This window comes from Lysobacter claricitrinus, assembly GCF_045866565.1.
Lineage (GTDB): Bacteria > Pseudomonadota > Gammaproteobacteria > Xanthomonadales > Xanthomonadaceae > Cognatilysobacter > Cognatilysobacter claricitrinus.
In genome coordinates, this window is the sequence record NZ_BAAFZV010000005.1 from 25,825 (window position 1) to 44,669 (window position 18,845).

Below are 18,845 nucleotides of genomic sequence, written 5' to 3' on the forward strand. Positions count from 1 at the left end.
GTCGTCGTGCGACGCCGCTGCCGTCAGCCCTCGATGGACGCCGCGCGACGTGCGCGGCGTCCTCGATGCATCAGATCTTGCCGACGAGGTCGAGCGACGGCTTGATCGTCTCGGCGCCCTGCTGCCACTTGGCCGGGCACACCTCGCCCGGATGCTCGGCGACGTACTTGGCGGCCTTGAGCTTGCGCAGCGCTTCCTTCATGTCGCGCGCGATCGCGTTGTCGTGCACTTCGAACGCCTTGATCACGCCTTCCGGGTTGACGATGAACGTGCCGCGCAGCGCGAGGCCTTCCTCGTCGATGTGCACGTCGAACGCCTTGGTCAGCGCATGGGTCGGATCACCGACCAGCGGGAACTTCGCCTTGCCCACGGCCGGCGAAACCGAGTGCCAGACCTTGTGCGAGAAATGGGTGTCGGTGGTGACGATGTAGATCTCGGCGCCGTTCTGCTGGAACTCCGCGTAGTTCTCGGCGGCGTCCTCGACTTCGGTCGGGCAATTGAAGGTGAAGGCGGCCGGCATGAACACGATCACCGACCAGTGGCCCTGCAGGCTCTTGTCGGAGACTTCGATGAACTTGCCGTTGTGGAACGCCTGGGCCTTGAACTCGGGGACCTTCTTGTTGATCAGCGACATGCGATTTCCTGTGCGGGGAGGGAACGAACCGGCGGCCATCGTATCGGCCGGCGGCTGGTTGATCAAATCGATGGATCGGATTTGGGCGATAGGCAGGGTCAATTGATGGCGAGCGGGCAAAGCGCGACGCCCGTCCCGGCACCGGGACTTTCGACCTAGGCCGTCGCGCACCGCAGCCACGTACGCTCGGCCGTTCATCTCCGGGAGCCACCGATGCACCGACCGCGCCGCCACGCCCTAGCCCTCGCCGTCGCACTCGCCAGCTGCGGCGCCGCGCAGGCCGCCGACCCGACCGTGCCGACCGGCCCCCTGCCGCGCACCGTAGTGCCGACGCTGGTGCAGCTCGAGCTGAAGATCGACCCGAAGCAGGCCAATTTCAGCGGCACAACGCATATCGATGCGGACATCGCGGACGCTACCGACACCGTGTGGATGCACGGCCGCGGCCTGACCATCGCCAGCGCGCAGGCGCATGTCGGCAAGAAGGCGTATCAGCTGACGGTGAGCGAGGTCGATCCGTCCGGCGTGCTGAAGCTGGTGTCGAAGACGCCGCTTCCCGCCGGCAAGGCGACCTTCGACATCGCGTTCGAGGCACCGTTCGGGCAGCTGCAGGGCGCGTACAAGGTCAAGCCGGACGGCCGCGACTACGTGATGACGCAGATGGAGCCGCTGGGTGCGCGCACCGCGTTCCCGTCGTTCGACGAGCCGAGCTTCAAGCAGCCCTGGGACATGACGCTGATCGTTCCGCAGGACGACGTCGCGGTCGCCAACGGGCCGGAAACGAAGACCGAGGCGCTGCCCGGCGGCTGGAAGAAGGTGACGTTCAAGCGCACGCAGGCGCTGCCGAGCTATCTCGTCGCGTTCGCCGTGGGCCCGTGGGACGTGGTGCCCGGCCCCGACATCGCGGCCAATGGAGATCGCACGTCGCCCGTCCACCTGCGCGGCGTCGCCGCGAACGGGCAGGGCGGCAAGATGAAGTATTCGCTCGCGCACACGCCGGAGATCGTCACCGCGCTCGAGAACTACTTCGGCATCCCGTATCCGTTCGACAAGCTCGACAACCTCGCCGCACCCGACTTCTGGGCGGGCGCGATGGAGAACGCGGGGCTGATCGTCTATCGCGATTCGCTGATGTTCCCGGACGAGACCTCGTCGGTCGGCCGTCGCCAGAGCTTCTGGGGCACCAGCTCGCACGAGCTTGCGCACCAGTGGTTCGGCGATCTCGTCACCACGCGCTGGTGGGACGACATCTGGCTCAACGAAGGCTTCGCCACGTGGATGGGCAACAAGATCCACGGCCAGCTGCAGCCGCAGGCGCATACCGATCGCGGCCTGCTCGAGGGCGCGATCGGCGCGATGGGCGCCGACAGCCTGGCGTCGACGCGTCGCGTGCACGAACCGATCCGCGACTACCGCGACATCGAATCCGCGTTCGACGGCATCACCTACCAGAAGGGCGGCGCCACGCTCGCGATGTTCGAACGCTACATCGGCGAGGACAAGTTCCGCGACGGCATTCGCAACTATTTGAAGTCGCATGCGCGCGGCAACGCGACGAGCGCGGACCTCATCAATTCGCTGGCGGCGCAGAGCGATGATCCGGCCGCGGTGTCGAAGGCGTTCTTCGGCTTCATCGACCAGCCCGGCGTGCCGTACGTGAAGGTGGATCTCGACTGCTCGGGCGCGAAGCCCGCGTTGTCGATCACGCAACAGCGCTATCTGCCGATCGGTTCGACGGCGAGCGCGACCGGCGAATGGGGCATTCCGATGACCATCCGCTATGCCGACGGGACGACGGTGCGCGAACAGAAGTCGCTGGTGACCGGCGCGCAGTCGCGCGTCGAACTCGCGCAGGCCACGAGCTGCCCGAAGTGGGTGATGCCGAATGGGTACGGGGCGGGCTACTACCGCTTCGCGCTGTCGCCGAAGCTGCAGACGTCGCTCAACGACGCGTTCGCGTCGCTGGACGAGCGTGAGCAGCGCATGGTGGCGGACTCGGTGGTCGCCGCGTATGGCGCCGGTACGTTGACGCCATCGCAGCTGCTGGCGGCGCTGCCGCGCTTCGCCAATGCGAACGTGCGCCAGACCGCGACCGCCGGCATGTCGGCCACCGGATGGATGAGCGAGCACCTGCTCGCCGACGACAAGGCGCGTGACGCGTTCCATTCGAAGGTCGCGGCGATCTACCGCCCGCGCCTGGAGCGCCTCGGCCTGACGGCAAAGGCCGGCGAGCCGGACGACGACGCGCTGCTTCGCAGTTCGCTGGTCGACTTCTTCGCGACCGACCTCAAGGATCCGGCCGTGCGCAAGGAAATGAACCGGGTCGGGCGGCAGGTGCTGGGCCTCGATGGCGATGGGCAGCTGCACGGTGATGCGGTCGCCCGCGACCTGCGGGACACCGCGCTCGTCGTCGCCCTGCAGGAGGGCGGTGTTCCCGCGTTCGATGCCGCGGAAAAGGCGTTCCGCGCCAGCCAGGACGCGGTGCTGCGCAGCGAGCTGCTGACCGCGATGGGTTCGACGAGGAATCCGGCGCTCGACGAACGCGCCCGCGCGCTGGTGTTCGAGAAGGGCCTGCTGCGTCGCAACGAGATCTTCCCGACCGTGATGGGGCAGATCCAGAACCCGGCGGCGCGCAGCGCTGTGCGTGACTGGACCGATGCGCACTTCGCCGAGATCGAGGCGCGCCTCGCCCCGGCCGGCGCCGCCCTGGTCGGCCTCTATTCGGCGGGCATGTGCAGCGACGCCGACGCCGACGCGCTGCAGGCCAAGTTCGCGCCGCGCATGGAGAAGGTCGAAGGCGGCCCGCGCGAGCTCGAGCAGACGGTCGAAGGCATCCGCCTGTGTGCCGCCCAGCAGAAGGCGCGCGCCGGCATGCCGCTGGACGTCGCTTCGCGCTGATCGCCGGGTAGCGGTCCCTGCGACGGGCGGCCTTCGGGTCGCCCGTCGTCGTTTTGACGCCGGGCGCCTGATGCCCTTGGCGGGCCCCGGCGTCGCGCCGGTCGACGCGAGGGCGAACCAAGCGGCCTTGGGGCACGGATATTGCATTCGCTACCGCATGGGAATGCGGGAGCCTCAATGGACCTGATCGGCCAACTCGACAGCGCCACGCTGGCCTTCGTTACCGGGCTGGCCGGCTTGTTGCTGGCCGGCACCATGGCGGGCATCCGGCTGGCCGGCATGCGCAACGACGCGCTCGTGTTCTGGGGCGTCGCCGGCCTGGCCGCGGGCATCGCCCACCTGCTCGCGCACCTCACCCTCGGCTTCCAGCTGCACCTGCCGCGACGCGAATCGCTCGCCGTCGCCAATGCGCTCGTTACCTTCGTGCACGTATCGCTGCTGGCGGGTGTCCGCGTTTTCCTCGGCAAGCCGCCGCGCTGGCTACCGCTGTCCCTGATCGCGCTCGCGACCGCCGCCGCCGGCTACGTCGCGCCGCAGGCATGGGGCGTGCTCGCCACGCGCGTGCTGGTGCTGGCGCCGATCTATCTCGTGCTCGACCTCACCGCGGGCGTGATGCTGTGGCGGGCTGGCACGTCGCGCGGCGAACGCTTCCAGAACCTTGCCGCTGCGTCGTTCCTGTTCAACAGCGGCGTCCTGGTGGTCCGCATCGTTCACGCGCTGGTGTTCGGAGCGCCCACCGGCAGCTTCGACCGCGATCCGTTCCAGACCCTGGTGTTCGTGCTCGGCCTGGTATTCATCGCGGTGCTGACGATGGGCCTCGCGCTGCTGATGTTCCGCTCGAAGGAACTTGAGCTGCGACGCCTCGTGCATTGCGATCCACTCACGGGCCTGTTCAACCGGCGCTCGCTGTTCGACTACGCGCAGCGCGAACAGGCGCGCAGCGAGCGTTACGGCACGCCGCTCGCCCTGGTGATGGTGGACATCGATGCATTCAAGTCGGTCAACGACACCTACGGCCACGCCGCCGGCGACGACGTGATCTGCGAGACCGCCGTTCGCGTCGCCTGTGGCCTGCGCGACGTCGACACTGCGTTCCGCCTCGGCGGCGAGGAGTTCCTCCTGCTGCTGCCGTCGACATCGCTGCAGGATGCGGTGGCGGTCGCCGAACGCCTGCGCGCCGCGATCTGCGACACGCCCATTCCCGCGATCGGTCGCGCTGTCACGGCGAGCTTCGGCGTGTCCGAACTGATGCGTGGCCGCGAGGACTGGGAAGCCGCGATGCGTCGCGCCGATGCCGCGCTGTATCGGGCGAAGGACGAAGGGCGCAATCGCGTCGTCGCGATGTCGGCCGCACAGACGGTCGCCGTTGCGGATGCCGCGAACGGCGTTGCGCTCGACGTACGATAGGCGCCCGCTTTTTCCCGGAGCCGCCGCATGCGCATCGACGCCCTGTTGCGCGACGCACGCACGCGGCTCGAAGCCGGTGAAGCCGAGCGACTGCTGACCCACGTGCTCGACCGCCCCGCCTCGTGGCTGTTCGCGCACGGCGACGACGCCATCGACGACATCGCGCGCGATGCCTTCATGCAACTCGTCGAGCGACGCGTCGCCGGCGAGCCGGTTGCGTACCTGACGGGTCGACGCGGTTTCTGGACGTTCGATCTCGACGTCACGCCGGCCACCCTGATCCCGCGGCCCGAAACCGAACGCCTGGTCGAACTCGCGCTTGAACATGCTGCGCCGACGGCGCGGATCGTCGACCTCGGCACCGGGAGCGGTGCCATCGCACTCGCGCTCGCCAGGGAACGCCCGAACGCGCGCGTGGTCGCGACCGATGCGAGCCTGGACGCGCTGGATGTCGCACGTCGCAACGCCGCACGCCTGCAGCTCGACCGCGTCGATTTCCGCCACGGCAGCTGGTACGCGCCCGTCGCCGGCGAACGCTTCGACGTCATCGTCAGCAACCCGCCGTACATCGCGGCGGGTGATCCGCATCTGGACGAGGGCGACCTGCGCCACGAGCCGCCATCCGCGCTCGCCTCCGGCATCGACGGCCTCGACGACATCCGCGTGATCGCCGGCGGCGCACGCGCGCACCTCGTGGCGGGGGGCTGGTTGCTCGTCGAACACGGCTACGACCAGGGCATCGCGGTGCGCGCCGTATTCGTCGACGCAGGACTGGTCGACGTCACCACCGCGACGGATCTGGAGCATCGCGATCGCGTAACGACCGGTCGCGCACCGTAGCCCGGACGGCACATGCCGCCGCGCGATGCGCGCCCCTAGACTGCCGGCTTCCCCCGAGACCGATCGCCATGCGCAGCCTGTATCCCGAGATCGAACCGTTCGACAGCGGAATGCTCCAGGTCGACGACCGCCACACGCTCTACTACGAGCAGTGCGGCAACCCGAACGGCAAGCCGGTGGTGATCCTGCACGGTGGCCCCGGCGGCGGATGCAGCCCGAAGATGCGGCAGTTCCACGATCCGGCCAAGTACCGCATCGTGCTGTTCGACCAGCGCGGCTCCGGCCGTTCGACGCCGCATGCGGACCTCGTCGACAACACCACGTGGCATCTCGTCGCGGACATCGAAACCCTGCGCGACAAGCTCGGCATCGACCGCTGGCAGGTGTTCGGCGGTTCGTGGGGTTCGACGCTGGCGCTCGCGTACGCACAGACGCATCCGAACCGCGTCACAGAACTCGTGTTGCGCGGCATCTTCATGCTGCGCCGGTGGGAACTCGAATGGTTCTACCAGGAAGGTGCGTCGCGGCTGTTCCCGGAAGCATGGCAGCAGTACATCGCCGCGATTCCGCCGGTGGAACGGCACGACTTGATCAGCGCATTCCATCGACGCCTCACCAGTGACGATGCCGCCACGCGGCTCGCCGCGGCACGCGCGTGGAGCGTATGGGAAGGCGCGACCTCGTTCCTGCACTACGACCCCGACTTCACCGCGGCGCACGACGAACCCGAGTTCGCGCTGGCGTTCGCGCGCATCGAGAACCACTACTTCGTGCACAGCGGCTTCTTCGACGCCGACGACCAGCTGCTGCGCGACGCACCGCGCATCGCGCACATCCCCGGTGTGATCGTGCACGGCCGTTACGACGTGGTCTGCCCGGTGCAGAACGCATGGGACCTCCACCAGGTCTGGCCGCAGGCGCAGCTGGTGATTACGCCGGCGTCGGGCCATTCGGCGTTCGAGCTGGAGAACATCGACGCACTGGTCGCGGCGACGGATCGCTTCGCAGGCTGATACGTGCGATGTGCCGCAAAGAAAGAGGCGAGCCACGGCTCGCCTTTTTCGTGTCGATCAATATGCCGGCGCGCGATGCCACGCCCATGCCGTTTCGATGATCGGTTCGATCCGATCGAACTTCGGCGTCCACCCGAGTTTTTCGCGCGCCTGCGCGCTGGACGCCACCAGTACCGGCGGATCGCCGGGGCGACGCGGCGCGATGTCGTACGGAATGTCGCGCCCGCTCACCTTGCGCGCGGCTTCGATCACTTCGAGCACCGAGAAGCCGTTCCCGTTGCCGAGGTTGAAGCGGTGCGCGCCGGGCTCGCGATCCATCCAGTCGAGCGCGCGAAGATGCGCGTCGGCGAGGTCGAGTACGTGCACGTAGTCACGCACGCAGGTGCCATCGGGCGTGGGGTAGTCATTGCCGAACACCTTCAGCCGCGCGCCATCGCCGTTCGCCGCTTTCAGCGCATTCGGTATCAGGTGCGTTTCCGGCTCGTGCGACTCGCCGATGCCTTCGTCCGCCGCAGCGCCCGCCGCATTGAAGTAGCGCAGCGCGACCGAACGCAGGCCGTAGGCGTTCGCCGCGTCGGCGAGGATGCGTTCGACCATCAGCTTCGACGCGCCGTACGGGTTGATCGGGTTGGTCGGATGCGCCTCGTCGATGACGTCGGTGACGGGATTGCCGAACACCGCGGCGGTCGACGAGAACACCACGCGGTCGACGCCGTGGCGACGCATCGCCTCCAGCATGTTGACCGTGCCGGTGACGTTGTTCTGGTAGTACGCGTACGGATCGGTCACCGACTCGCCGACCAGCGAACGCGCGCAGAAATGCATGACCGCGTCGACCTTGCGGTCGAACGCGGCGTCCAGCGTTTCGGGCTTGAGGATGTCGGCGTCGACGAGGCGTCCCCAGCGCACCGCTTCGCGATGCCCGGTGAGCATGTTGTCGAGGACGGTGACGTCGTGTCCGGCGCGCGCGAGCGCAAGGCAGGCGTGCGAGCCGACGTAACCGGCGCCGCCGCAGACGAGGATGTGCATGGTCGCTTCCGTGTGAGGCGTGCGGAGTCTAGGCGACGGTGTCGTCAGCGGATCGCGAAGGCGACGCGAGCGGCGAGCCGTCCGGATTGCGTTCGAGCATCCACAGCCCGCCCCAGAGCTTGAGGTCGATCTCGTAACCCTCGGCGTGCTTGCGCATCAGCCATGCCGGCGCCGCGGTGCGCGGAACGTGGTGGACGACGATGCCTTCGTCGTCGATGCCGCCGCCTTCGCCCACGCGCGTAAGCCCGGTGGCGCGCACGAAGGCGATGCGTTCGCTGCTCATGCCGGCGGTGGTCGGGCCGATCAGAAGGACTTCGAGATTCGCCGCGTCCCAGCCGGTCTCCTCGATCAGCTCGCGACGCGCAGCGTCGATCAGGGTGTCGTCGTCCTGCGTATCGCCGACGAGGCCGGCGGGCATTTCGATCGTCGACTTGCCCAGCGGCATGCGGAACTGCTCGACGAACAGCACGTCATCGTCGGGCGTCGCGGCGATGATGATCACCGCCATGCCGTGGCCGTGCACGCGTTCGGCGTACTCCCAGCGTCCACGCTTGACCAGTCGCAGCCAGCGACCTTCGTGCAGCGTTTCCAGTGGTGCGTTGCGGTCGTCGGTCATGGTCGGCAGGCGTCGGTTCCTGCGACCGATGCTAGACGGTCTCGGACGCCACCGGTATGAAATCGATGCCGCAGGCGGCGTGGATCCGGCGGCGGGTGAGCGGGCCGAAGCGGAGCCGATCGCAGAGTTCGAGCAATGCATCGCGTTGCGGCTCGCCGCGACGGAAATGCGCGTCGGCGCCTTCGCACGGCGCATCGAGCGCGATCGTGGTGAGGGCGCGGCAGAGCAACGCCTGGTCGCGATGCATGCGCAGCTGCTGCGCGCAACGCGCGGCGCCCCGCAGCGACGAGAGGTATGGCACTTCGTCGATGCGACGCAGCAGCTCGTCGAGCGTGCCGAAATGCGCGAGCAGCAGCGCCGCCGACTTCGCGCCGATGCCGGGGACACCGGGAATGTTGTCGACGGCGTCGCCGGTGAGCGCGAGGTAGTCGGCGATCTGGTCGGCGCGCACGCCGTGGCGAGCGGGCACGCCGGCCGCGCTCCAGCGCTGGCCGCGCGCGAAGTCCCACTGCTCGTCGTCACCGTCGAGCAATTGCGACAGGTCCTTGTCCGCCGACACGATCACGCCGCGGAAGCCGTGCGCGCGCGCCACGTGCAGCGCGCTGCCGATGAGGTCGTCGGCTTCGTAGTCGGTGTGCGCGAGGATGGTCAGGCCCATCGCGATGCAGAGCGACTTGCACGCCGCGAACTGGCGCTTGAGCTCGTCCGGCGCGGGATCGCGATTGGCCTTGTAAGCCGGATAAAGGCGATTGCGGAAACAGCTGTCGAGCGCTTCGTCGAATGCGACCACGACGTGCTCCGGCCGCGTGCGTTCGAACAGTTCGAGCAGGAAGCGGGCGAAACCGTGCACCGCGTTGGTCGGCCAGCCGTCCGCGTCGGTGAACTCGTTGGGCATCGAATGCCAGGCGCGGAACACGTAGACGCTGGCGTCGACGAGATGCAGGGTGCGGGGCGTCGACGCGGGGGCCATCAGGGTGTCCAGTCGGTGAGCAGGAGCGCGGGATCGGGGCGGTCGCGCTCGGGCGCGTCCTGCCGAACCGATCCGATGTGGATGAAGCCGGCGACGACTTCGTGCCCGGCCAGGCCCAGCACGCGATGGATCTCCGCGTCGTACGCCGCCCAACCGGTGAGCCAGACCGCGCCGAAACCCAACGCCTGCGCGGCCTGCAGCAGCGCGAAGCATACGCAGCCCGCGCTGAGCAGGCGCTCACTGGCGGGAATCTTGGCGTCCTCGCCCTGGTTGGCGACCACCGTCAGCACCACCGGCGCGTGCAGGAACCGCTGGCGGTCCTTGTCGATCACGGCGTCGCTCGCGCCCGGGTCGCGCTCGCGACTGCGTGTCGCCAGGCGCTCGCCGAGCGCCGCGCGCGCCTCGCCCTCGATCCGCACGAACCGCCAGGGCACCCGTTTTCCGTGATCGGGAACACGAACCGCGGAGCGCAGCATGCGCATCACCTGAGCGTGATCGGGACCGGGGTCACATAACTGCATCGCGGGCACGGATCGCCGCGCGTCGAGCACGCTCAACGCTTGGAAATCACCGCCTGTCGGCATGGTTTCAGTCGCTTGGGACATGGCGCACAGATCGGTAAAGGGAGTCAGGATGTGACGCAGATTGCCACTATCCTGCAGTTCGAGTCGAACCCGCGACAGCAGCGACAACCGCTGGAGTAATCCCCGTGACCAGCCCGTTTTTTGATCAAGGAATCGACCCGCGCCACGACCCGGCGCGCGTGCTCGAAGCATTGAAGCGGCTATCCGTCGAACGCCTCGGGACCTTCCCGACCGCGCTCTACGTGACCGCTGAGAAGGAACTCGCCGAGGCCGGCCCCGACGCGTACCACGAGCTCGCCGGGCTCAACGTGCTGCGCACGCGCAGCGCGTCGGACACGATGAATTTCCGCCAGCAGATCGCCCAGGCGTTCGACGAGTTCCGCAATCCCTTCATCCGCTCGGGCATCACGCTCGGCCTGATAGAGGAAGAAGTGATCGACCTGCACCTCCAGGCGCAGGCGCTCACCGAAATTCTCGACAAGCGTTACCAGCAGCCTCTGCAGTCGTTGCGCACGCAGATGGAAGAGCTTGCGCTCGCGATGCGTGTGCCGGCGGGTGCGAACCCGATCTCGCCGAGCAAGCTGTGCTCGACGCTGATCGCATCGGTCGGCAATGCGGGCATTTCCGAGCCGCTGGGCCGCGTTCTGTTCCGCCAGTTCCAGCAGCAGCTGGTGCCGTTGCTCGACGCGCTGTATCCGAACCTCGGCGCGGTGTTGTCGCGCGCGGGTTACGGCGTGTCGGCGTGGTCGCCGGCGGCGCTCGCGAAGTTCGATCGCGAAGAGATCGAAGCGCCGTCCGCGCCGCTGCCACTGCCGGAGCCCGAGGTGCAGGCGCCGGCGCAGCAGACTCAGCCGGCGCAGCCGTCGTACTACGGCGCGCCGCAGGTGCCGCAGTACGCGCCGCAGATGCCGCAGGCGCCGATGCATGCGCAGGCGCCGGCCTATCCGCAGGTGCCGCAGCAGCGTGCGCTGGGCGACGGCCTTGGCGGCCACCGCCATTCCACCGAACTCGAGCCGCTGCGCGAGCAGCTGCGCATCTGGCGCATGGAGCGCCAGCATGGCGGCGTGCGCACGCTGGCGCAGGCGCCGGTCGGCCTGCAGTACGGCGTGCCGGGCTTCGCGCCCGCAGGCGCCGGTGCGGGTATGGGCGCTGGCGGTTACGGCGCCGCGCCCGCACTTCGCGAATTCCAGCCGCGCGAGATCAGCAGCATCGCCTCGGTGCTGCAGGCCGAGCCGCCGGACGTGTTCGCGCGTGCGCTCGGCGTCACCGGCAAGCTGTCGGATGCGATCCGCGGCTACCTCGCTGAAGGCGCGCGCCGCATGGGCCTGCACCCCGAATACACCGCGCTGTCGGCGGAGGACGAGGATGCGGTCGACATGGTCGCGCTCCTGTTCGAATCGCTGTTCCGCACGCATGCATTGCAGGACCGCGCGCGCCGCGTCTATGCGCGCCTGGTGCTGCCGTACCTGAAGGTCGCGATCAACGACGACTCGATGTTCGTCGAGCGCGAGCATCCGGCGCGCCGACTGCTCGATGCGCTGACCGAGGCCTGCGAGGACAACACCGGTTCGACGCCGCAGGAGCGCGAGTTGCTCGAGCGCGCGTCCGCGGTGTCGCAGCGCGTCGTCGCCGAGTTCAACGAAGACCTCTCGGTGTTCGAGATGGCCTATGCCGAGCTCGAGGACCTGCTGTCGCAGCAGCGTCGTCGCGTGGAGCTGCAGGAGCAGCGTGCGGCGAAGGCCAGCTACGGCCGTGAGCGCCTTGCGCAGGCCCGCATGCGGGCCGACACCGTGCTGCAGCGTCGCCTCGCGCAGACGCCGCTGACGCAGGCCGTCGGCGATTTCCTGGTCACGCCGTGGCGCCACCACCTGGTGCAGACGCTGCTGCGCGACGGCGAGGACAGCGTGCGCTTCCGCGATGCGATCGCGATGGGCGATGCGCTCGCGCACGGCGACATCCTGGCGTCGCGCGCCGACGGCGACGCACTCGTTCGCCAGCTGCTCGAACTCGAAGAGCCGTTGACCGAATGCCTTGCGTCGTCCGGTCTCGACGCCACCGCGGCGAGCCACGGCCTTGCCGGCATCGTGCGCGGTCTGGCCGATCCCGATGCCTCGCGACGCGTGCGTCCCATGCCGGCGCCGGTGCGCGACGAGCCCGAGCAGGAAACCCGTCTGTGGCTCGCGGGCGGTACCGACGCGATGCGCGCCGATCCGCAGTGGGTCGCCAAGATCCGCAAGCTCGAAGTCGGTTCGTGGGTGCGCATGTCCGATGCGCAGGGCGAGCCGATCTCCGCGAAGGTCGCCTGGGTCAGCCCGCTGACCTCGCGCCTGCTGCTGGTCAACCGCCGCGGCATGCGCGTGTTGGCCGCCAGCGTCGAGGAGCTCGCGCTCCTCGGTTCGGAAGGCCGCCTGACGGTCGCGACCGGCCAGTCGCCGTTCGAAGCCGCGATGGAGCAGTTGCAGCAGCAGCTGCGCGCAGTCGGCTGAGCCTAGGCGTCTGGGGTGGGAAGGGCGGCTTCGGCCGCCCTTTTCGTTTTCGGGCGGGGCGACGCGCGCGGATGGCGTCGCGCTCGCGTGCTGCGCGCTTGTTGCCAGCGCGCAACTGCCGCCCGCCGCGATTCGCCGCTAGGATGCATCGACGCACCGACGGAGCAGGCGCATGACGGCAGTGAAGGTAGGCATCCTGCGCGAACGCGCGCCCGGTGAGCGGCGCGTGGCCGCGACGCCCGAAACGGTGCGCAAACTCGTCGCGCGTGGTGCGCAGGTACGCATCGAGTCGACTGCCGGCGCGAGCGCCGGCTTTGTCGACGACGCCTACGTGCAGGCGGGCGCGAGCGTCGCCGATGCCGCGTCGATCATTCGCGACAGCGACCTCCTGCTGGTCGTGCAATCGCCAGCCGACGACGTGCTCGCGGCGATGAAGCCGAACGCGACGCTCGTCGGGCTGCTCGCACCGCAGGCGTCCGAAACGCGCGGCGCGGCGATCCGCGATCGTGGGCTGCTCGCGTTCCCGCTCGAGCGCCTGCCGCGCACCACGCGCGCGCAGGCGATGGACGTGTTGAGTTCGCAGGCCGGCATGGCGGGCTACAAGGCGGTGCTGATCGCGGCCACGCTCGCGCCGCGCTTTTTTCCGATGCTGACCACCGCCGCCGGCACGATCCGGCCGGCGAAGGTGCTGGTGATCGGTGCCGGCGTTGCGGGCCTGCAGGCGATCGCGACCGCGAAGCGCCTCGGTGCGCAGGTCGAAGGTTTCGACGTGCGCCCCGAAACGCGCGAGCAGATCGAATCGCTGGGCGGCAAGTTCCTCGACCTCGGCGTCAGTGCGGCGGGCGAGGGCGGCTATGCGCGTGCGCTCACCGACGAGGAGCGCGCCGAGCAGCAGAAGCGCCTCGGCGCGCATCTGGGTTCGGTCGACGTCGTGGTGTGCACGGCCGCGGTGCCGGGCCGGCCCGCGCCGAAGATCGTCACGTCGGCGATGGTGGCCGGCATGAAGCCGGGCAGCGTGATCGTCGATCTACCGGCGGAGAGCGGCGGCAACTGCGAGGCCACGGTGCCGGGACAAACGATGGACGTCGGTGGCGTGGTCGTCGACGGGCCGCTCGGGCTCGCCAGCATGGGCGCGGTGCATGCGAGCGAGATGTACGCGCGCAACGTGCTGAACTTCGTCAGCCTGTTTCTCGATGCCGGCGCGATGTCGTTCGACTGGAGTGACGACCTGCTCGCGAAGACCGTGTGGCCCGAACGTCCCGCCGAGGCCGCGATCGCCGCGGCCTGACGCGTGTCAGCGACGGATCGATGCGATCGATCCGTCGCGCGGCGTCAGTGCTGGGTCGACTGCGCCTGCAACCACGCCTTGCGCTGCTCCGGCGTCATCGCCCGCAGCTTCTGGCGCATCGCCTTCTTGTCTTCCGGCGACATCGAACGGAACTGTTCGAACGCAGCGCGCGCCTGCTCGCGCTCGGCGGGCGACATGTCCTGGAACTTGGCGATGCCGCGACGGGCCTGCGAACGCTGCTCGGGCGTCATCGTCTTCCAGCGCTGCGCGTGGCCGAACATGCGTTCGCGCGTTTCGGGATTCGCATTCCAGCGCTCGCGCATCGGCGCGATCAGCATTTCGCGCTGCGCCGGCGTGAGGTGATCCCAGTCGGGCAATGCGGTCTTCGCCGCCTGCGCATGCGCGGGCAGCGCGGCGACGAGCAACAGGACCGGCGCGAGGGAAAGGGCGAAACGCGTCATGGCTTACTCCGTTCGCGCCGGGCGTTCGTCGCCCAGCCACAGGTAGAACTCGGGGTCTTCGGACAGATCGGGCGCAACCACATCCGCATCGGCCGCGGTCGGCAGGCGCGATGCCGGCGACGGCGTCACTGCAGCGATGCGCGGCTGCGCGGCGGGAACGACCGCGGTCGACCTCGTCGCCACGCCGCCGGCATGCGGCGCCACCGGGCCGGAGCCGGGTGGACGCAGCTGCACAACCAGCGCGAGCGCAAGGCCTGCGGTGGCGACGCCCGCCCAGCGCAGCACCCCATGCGATGCGCGCCGCGACTCACCTTCCAGCGCGGCGCGGCGGCGCTGCGCGAGTTGCGCGTTGACGCGTGCCGAGAGTCGGTCGAGCGACGCGGCATGGACGCTACGAGCGCGCGCGTCGAAAGCGTCGCCGGCGTTGTCGTGCATGCTCATCGGAAATCCTCCAGTTGCTTCTGCAGGGCGTCGCGCGCGCGGGACAGGTGCGTCTTGACCGAGCCTTCGCTGCAGCCCATCACCCGCGCCGTCGCCTCGACGTCCAGTTCTTCCAGCACCCGCAGGGTGAATGCCTCGCGCTGGCGCGTCGGCAGGCCCTGCAGGGCGCCCACGAGGCGCACATACGCCTCGCGTGAATCATTCGTCCGGGACGGATCCGGTCCCGGATCCGCCCAGTCGATCGGTCCTTCGTCGTCCGCCGGCGGTGGCGCGAGCCACTTCAGGCGGAACGTGCGGCGGCGCTGCAGATCGATGATCCGGCTGCGCAGCACGCTCCAGAACAGCGGCGTCCATTCCGCCGGCGGCCGGCCCGCGTAGGCGAGCATCTTCACCATCGCGTCCTGCACCGCATCCAGCGCGTCCTCACGATGACGCAGGCCCATCTCGGCGAAGCGGAACGCGCGGGCAGAGATCGATGCGAGGAATGCATCGAGCGTCTGCGGCTCGTCACCGCGTTCGGCCTCGAGGGCCTGCGCCATCGCGAGCGTCATCCGTGGCGACGATCCCAGCGACGGTCGATGCGCTGGCCCTTGTGGTCCAGGCGCGCGTCCACGCGATTGCCGCGAGCGTCCAGGCGGTGGTCGATGCGGTCGCCCTTGCGGTCGAGACGGTTGTCGATGCGGTCGCCTTCGCGCTCAAGGCGCGCGGCGCGCTGCTCGTGGCCGGCAGCCTCGGCCTTGTCGGCGCGGGTGTCGAAGCGGTCCTCGATGCGGTCGCCCTTGGCGTCCAGGCGGTCGTCGATTCGATCACCGCGGGCGTCGAGGCGGTCTTCGATGCGGTCGCCCTTCTGGTCCAGGCGTTGTTCGATGCGGTCGCCGCGGTCCTCGGTGGACTGGGCGTGGGCGACCGGCAGCACGGCGATCAGTGCGGGCAGGGCATAGGCAACGATCTTCTTCATGGCGATCTCTCCTTGGTCATGTCGTGGCCCGGCGTCCCGGTGATGTGCTGCGCAGCACATCCGGAAACGCCCGGCCCCGACCCGGGTTGACGAACGCCCGGAAGAATTCAGCCGTCGTTATGATGGAACGAACGGGGTTACGGGAGGGGAGCATGGCCGACGGGTTCGTGGCGCTGTACATCTTCATGCTCGCGGCGATCGCGGGGCACGTGATCATCTCGCGGGTGCCGGTGATCCTGCATACCCCGCTGATGTCGGGGTCGAACTTCATCCACGGCATCGTGCTGATCGGCGCGATCGTGGTGCTGGGCCACGCGGACACCTTGCTGGAGAAGGCGATCGGCTTCGTCGCCGTGCTGCTCGGCGCGGGCAACGCGGCCGGCGGCTACGTGGTCACCGAACGCATGCTCGACATGTTCAAGCCGTCGAAGAAGCCCGGAGCGCGTGCATGACGGGCGCGATGGATCCGCGCGTGCTTATCGCCGACGCCAGTTATTTCGTCGCCGCCACGCTGTTCCTGCTGGGCCTGCAGCGCATGGCGTCGCCGGTCACCGCGCGCAGCGGCATCCGCTGGGCCGGCGCGGGCATGGTGATCGCGACCGCCGCAAGCTTCCTGCTGCCAGGGCTGCACAACCTGCCGCTGATCCTGCTCGCACTCGCCATCGGCACGGCGGCCGCGTGGGTGTCCGGCAAGAAGGTCGCGATCACCGACATGCCGCAGATGGTGGCGCTCTACAACGGCATGGGCGGCGGCTCGGCGGCGGCGATTGGCGCGGTCGAACTGTTGCGGCTCAATGCCGGCGAGCCGGCGACGTCGATGACGTCCGTGGTGCTCGCGGTGATCGGCGCGCTGATCGGCGCGATCTCGCTATCGGGTTCCGTCATCGCCTGGGCGAAGCTCGACGGGCGCATGGACAAGCGCTACACGTTCCCGGGCCAGCAGGCGTTCAATGCGCTCGTGTTCCTCGCGACGCTCGCGGCCGGCGTGCTCGCGGTGATGTGGCTGGGTCATAACGTCGACGGGTCGGCGTACGGCCTCGTGCCGATCGTCGCGTTCTTCGTCGGCGCGTTGCTGGTGGGCGTGCTGATGACGTTGCCGATCGGCGGCGCGGACATGCCGGTCGTGATCTCGCTGTTCAACGCCTTCACCGGCCTGGCCGTCGCGTTCGAAGGCTACGTGCTCGACAACGAGGCGTTGATCATCGCGGGCACCATGGTCGGCGCGGCGGGCATGCTGCTGACGCGGTTGATGGCGAAGGCGATGAACCGCCCGATCCGCGGCGTGATCTTCGGCAGCTTCGGCGGTGGTGGCGAAGCGCAGGAGATCACCGGTAGCCAGAAGCCGATCGAAGCCGGCGACGTCGCCGCGCTGATGGGATATGCAGAACGCGTCGTGATCGTGCCCGGCTACGGCATGGCCGTCGCACAGGCGCAGCACAAGATCTGGGAGCTGACGCAGAAGCTCATGGATCGCGGCGTCAAGGTGAAGTTCGCGATCCATCCGGTCGCGGGGCGCATGCCCGGGCACATGAACGTGCTGCTCGCCGAAGCCGGCGTGCCGTATGACCTCATCGCCGACATGGACGACATCAACCCCGAGTTCAAGAACACCGACGTCGCGCTCGTCATCGGTGCGAACGACGTGGTGAACCCCGTCGCGAAGACCGACCCGGCCAGCCCGATCTACGGCATGCCGATTCTCGATGTCGTCGATGCGAAGAACGTCGTCGTGATCAAGCGCGGCCGCGGCACCGGGTTTGCCGGCATCGAGAACGCGCTCTTCTATGCCGACAACACGCGGATGCTGTTCGGTGACGGCGCGGAGATGGCGGCGGCGCTGGTCAGCGAACTCAAGGCGCTGGACGGCGCCGGGCACTGATCGCGGGCCAGCCGCCCGCAATCGCCAGCGCGATCACCACCCAGACGGCGTCGCGCCAGTCGTTGGCGATGCCGGCGAGCGTCTGCGCGTGGTGCACGCCGAGCTTGCCCAGCGCCTCGATCGTCCCGCTACCGAGCGGAACGCCGACGTTGATCGCGATGATTGCCCAGTTGGCGATAGCGATCAGCGCGACGGTCGAGAGCGTCGCCGCCACCGCGCGCAGGCCCGGCCGAAGCGACGGCGCGAGCCCGAGCACCCACAGCACGTCGATCGCGCCCACCACCGCCATGAAGCTGCACTGGCGGCCGGAGTAGAGCGACGCAAGCACCCACAGAGCGGCGAAGCCGAACACGACGAGGGGCAGCAGCAGCCAGGGGAGCCAGACGGAACGGGTCGGGGGCATTGGGTCGGAGCGGAAAGCGGCCGCACAGGATAGCTGGCGGACAGGGAAGGGCCGGGAAATTGGACTAGAATGGTCCGAGTTAAAAGGTGACACGTCCGATGTATTCCCGTTCCAGCGAACCCGTCCGCTTCGAGCGCGACTGCGCCGCCGTGCTCGTGCCGCAGGGCGAGGCCGTGACGCTTCCGGCCGGCAGCGTCGGCTACATCACGCAGGCGCTCGGCGGCAGCTTCACGGTGTTCGTCGAGGGCAACCTGTTCCGCATCGCCGGCCGCGACGCCGACGCGATCGGCAAGGAACCGCCGTCCCCGCTGGAGCTGGCCGAAGGCGCGGACGATGCGGCGGTCGAGAAGCTCGTCTGGCAGCAGCTGCGGACCTGTTTCGACCCCGAGATCCCGATCAACGTGGTCGAGCTCGGCCTCGTCTACAACGTCGACATCGCGCGCGATGAGCAAAAGCCCGGCGAGCGCCAGGTGCGCGTCGAGATGACGCTGACCGCGCCGGGGTGCGGCATGGGCGACGTCCTCGTCGCCGACGTGCGCGACAAGCTCGAGCTGATCCCGACCGTCGTCGACGCGGATGTCGAACTGGTGTTCGACCCGCCGTGGAACCGCTCGATGATGTCCGAAGCCGCGCGTCTCGAAACCGGGATGCTCTGAGGCATTCGCGCCTATTCGGGTGCCTGTCGCTCGCTCCCTTGACCTTCGACTGCCCCGGCCTCTTCGCGCGCTGGGCGGCCGGCCTGCGTGCGCCGATCTGTAGGGGTGCAGGTAGGCGCGTGCGAAGAGGTGCATGCTCGATGGGGCGCCTGTCCGCGCTGCTGCTCCACGCCCGCGCAAACCGGCAACTCGAAAGGCCGACGCTACGAGGCGCCACCGTTCGTCAGCCCGTCCAGGTGGCCGGACGCACGGTCGGTTGAAGTGGAATAGGAACGTCAAAAT

The 18,845-nt window shown here is 68.9% G+C and carries 19 protein-coding genes; 9 read left to right on the top strand and 10 right to left on the bottom strand.

Going from position 1 to position 18,845, the window contains the following annotated elements:
• Nucleotides 1–70 precede the first annotated feature (70 nt).
• Nucleotides 71–634, bottom strand: coding sequence for an alkyl hydroperoxide reductase subunit C (ahpC, locus tag ACKTTN_RS14095; protein WP_407910542.1), 564 nt, complete (start codon nt 632–634; stop codon nt 71–73).
• A 213-nt stretch (nt 635–847) separates the two neighbouring features.
• On the opposite strand from ahpC, the gene ACKTTN_RS14100 reads away from it, so the two are divergent.
• The 4 genes from ACKTTN_RS14100 (at nt 848) to pip (ending at nt 6,792) form a co-directional block, all read left to right on the top strand.
• Nucleotides 848–3,532 (top strand): M1 family metallopeptidase, encoded by a 2,685-nt coding sequence (locus ACKTTN_RS14100; RefSeq protein ID WP_407910543.1) that lies wholly within the window; start codon nt 848–850, stop codon nt 3,530–3,532.
• Between the two features lie 177 nt (nt 3,533–3,709).
• The gene (locus ACKTTN_RS14105; RefSeq protein WP_407910544.1) at nt 3,710–4,939 is read left to right on the top strand and encodes a GGDEF domain-containing protein; all 1,230 of its coding nucleotides are present in this window, start codon (nt 3,710–3,712) and stop codon (nt 4,937–4,939) included.
• A 27-nt stretch (nt 4,940–4,966) separates the two neighbouring features.
• Nucleotides 4,967–5,779: a peptide chain release factor N(5)-glutamine methyltransferase gene (gene prmC / locus ACKTTN_RS14110; protein ID WP_407910545.1), complete on the top strand. Its 813-nt coding sequence runs from the start codon at nt 4,967–4,969 to the stop codon at nt 5,777–5,779.
• Between the two features lie 68 nt (nt 5,780–5,847).
• Entirely contained in the window at nt 5,848–6,792 is a 945-nt protein-coding gene (gene pip / locus ACKTTN_RS14115) for a prolyl aminopeptidase (protein ID WP_407910546.1), read from the top strand.
• A 57-nt stretch (nt 6,793–6,849) separates the two neighbouring features.
• On the opposite strand, the gene galE is transcribed toward pip, so the two are convergent.
• From galE to ACKTTN_RS14135, 4 genes are read right to left on the bottom strand one after another with little or no spacing between them, the layout of a single operon-like run.
• Entirely contained in the window at nt 6,850–7,821 is a 972-nt protein-coding gene (galE, locus tag ACKTTN_RS14120; protein ID WP_407910547.1) for a UDP-glucose 4-epimerase GalE, read from the bottom strand.
• A gap of 28 nt (nt 7,822–7,849) precedes the next feature.
• Nucleotides 7,850–8,437 carry an NUDIX hydrolase gene (locus ACKTTN_RS14125; RefSeq protein ID WP_407910548.1) on the bottom strand — a complete coding sequence of 196 codons (588 nt, stop codon included), beginning with the start codon at nt 8,435–8,437 and terminating at the stop codon, nt 7,850–7,852.
• A 31-nt stretch (nt 8,438–8,468) separates the two neighbouring features.
• A complete protein-coding gene (locus tag ACKTTN_RS14130; protein WP_407910549.1) occupies nt 8,469–9,407 on the bottom strand; it encodes a 5'-3' exonuclease in 939 nt (312 codons plus the stop codon).
• Nucleotides 9,407–9,991 carry a nitroreductase family protein gene (locus tag ACKTTN_RS14135; RefSeq protein WP_407910580.1) on the bottom strand — a complete coding sequence of 195 codons (585 nt, stop codon included), beginning with the start codon at nt 9,989–9,991 and terminating at the stop codon, nt 9,407–9,409. Before ACKTTN_RS14135 ends, ACKTTN_RS14130 begins: the two co-directional genes overlap by 1 nt.
• A 125-nt stretch (nt 9,992–10,116) precedes the next feature.
• On the opposite strand from ACKTTN_RS14135, the gene ACKTTN_RS14140 reads away from it, so the two are divergent.
• The gene (locus tag ACKTTN_RS14140; protein WP_407910550.1) at nt 10,117–12,477 is read left to right on the top strand and encodes a DUF1631 family protein; all 2,361 of its coding nucleotides are present in this window, start codon (nt 10,117–10,119) and stop codon (nt 12,475–12,477) included.
• A 172-nt stretch (nt 12,478–12,649) separates the two neighbouring features.
• Nucleotides 12,650–13,765, top strand: a complete 1,116-nt coding sequence (locus ACKTTN_RS14145; RefSeq protein WP_407910551.1) for an NAD(P) transhydrogenase subunit alpha — start codon at nt 12,650–12,652, stop codon at nt 13,763–13,765.
• Between the two features lie 44 nt (nt 13,766–13,809).
• On the opposite strand, the gene ACKTTN_RS14150 is transcribed toward ACKTTN_RS14145, so the two are convergent.
• The 4 genes from ACKTTN_RS14150 to ACKTTN_RS14165 are packed head-to-tail and all read right to left on the bottom strand — an operon-like array spanning nt 13,810 to nt 15,625.
• Nucleotides 13,810–14,226 (bottom strand): DUF3106 domain-containing protein, encoded by a 417-nt coding sequence (locus tag ACKTTN_RS14150; protein WP_407910552.1) that lies wholly within the window; start codon nt 14,224–14,226, stop codon nt 13,810–13,812.
• A gap of 3 nt (nt 14,227–14,229) precedes the next feature.
• Nucleotides 14,230–14,667, bottom strand: a complete 438-nt coding sequence (locus tag ACKTTN_RS14155; RefSeq protein ID WP_407910553.1) for a hypothetical protein — start codon at nt 14,665–14,667, stop codon at nt 14,230–14,232.
• Nucleotides 14,664–15,218 (bottom strand): RNA polymerase sigma factor, encoded by a 555-nt coding sequence (locus tag ACKTTN_RS14160; protein ID WP_407910554.1) that lies wholly within the window; start codon nt 15,216–15,218, stop codon nt 14,664–14,666. Before ACKTTN_RS14160 ends, ACKTTN_RS14155 begins: the two co-directional genes overlap by 4 nt.
• Complete coding sequence (locus tag ACKTTN_RS14165) at nt 15,215–15,625, bottom strand: hypothetical protein (RefSeq protein ID WP_407910555.1); 411 nt, start codon at nt 15,623–15,625, stop codon at nt 15,215–15,217. Before ACKTTN_RS14165 ends, ACKTTN_RS14160 begins: the two co-directional genes overlap by 4 nt.
• Nucleotides 15,626–15,777: 152 nt before the next feature.
• Between ACKTTN_RS14165 and ACKTTN_RS14170 the strand changes: the two genes are divergently transcribed.
• Together ACKTTN_RS14170 and ACKTTN_RS14175 are read left to right on the top strand one after the other, a co-directional pair.
• Nucleotides 15,778–16,077 carry an NAD(P) transhydrogenase subunit alpha gene (locus ACKTTN_RS14170; RefSeq protein ID WP_407910556.1) on the top strand — a complete coding sequence of 100 codons (300 nt, stop codon included), beginning with the start codon at nt 15,778–15,780 and terminating at the stop codon, nt 16,075–16,077.
• Nucleotides 16,074–17,504, top strand: coding sequence for an NAD(P)(+) transhydrogenase (Re/Si-specific) subunit beta (locus tag ACKTTN_RS14175; protein ID WP_407910557.1), 1,431 nt, complete (start codon nt 16,074–16,076; stop codon nt 17,502–17,504). Before ACKTTN_RS14170 ends, ACKTTN_RS14175 begins: the two co-directional genes overlap by 4 nt.
• Here ACKTTN_RS14175 and ACKTTN_RS14180 read toward each other — a convergent pair.
• Nucleotides 17,476–17,907, bottom strand: coding sequence for a hypothetical protein (locus tag ACKTTN_RS14180; RefSeq protein ID WP_407910558.1), 432 nt, complete (start codon nt 17,905–17,907; stop codon nt 17,476–17,478). The two genes, ACKTTN_RS14175 and ACKTTN_RS14180, sit on opposite strands and share 29 nt — an antisense overlap.
• A 98-nt stretch (nt 17,908–18,005) precedes the next feature.
• Here ACKTTN_RS14180 and sufT point away from each other — a divergent pair, with 98 nt between their 5' ends.
• The gene (gene sufT / locus ACKTTN_RS14185; RefSeq protein ID WP_407910559.1) at nt 18,006–18,563 is read left to right on the top strand and encodes a putative Fe-S cluster assembly protein SufT; all 558 of its coding nucleotides are present in this window, start codon (nt 18,006–18,008) and stop codon (nt 18,561–18,563) included.
• Nucleotides 18,564–18,845 lie beyond the last annotated feature (282 nt).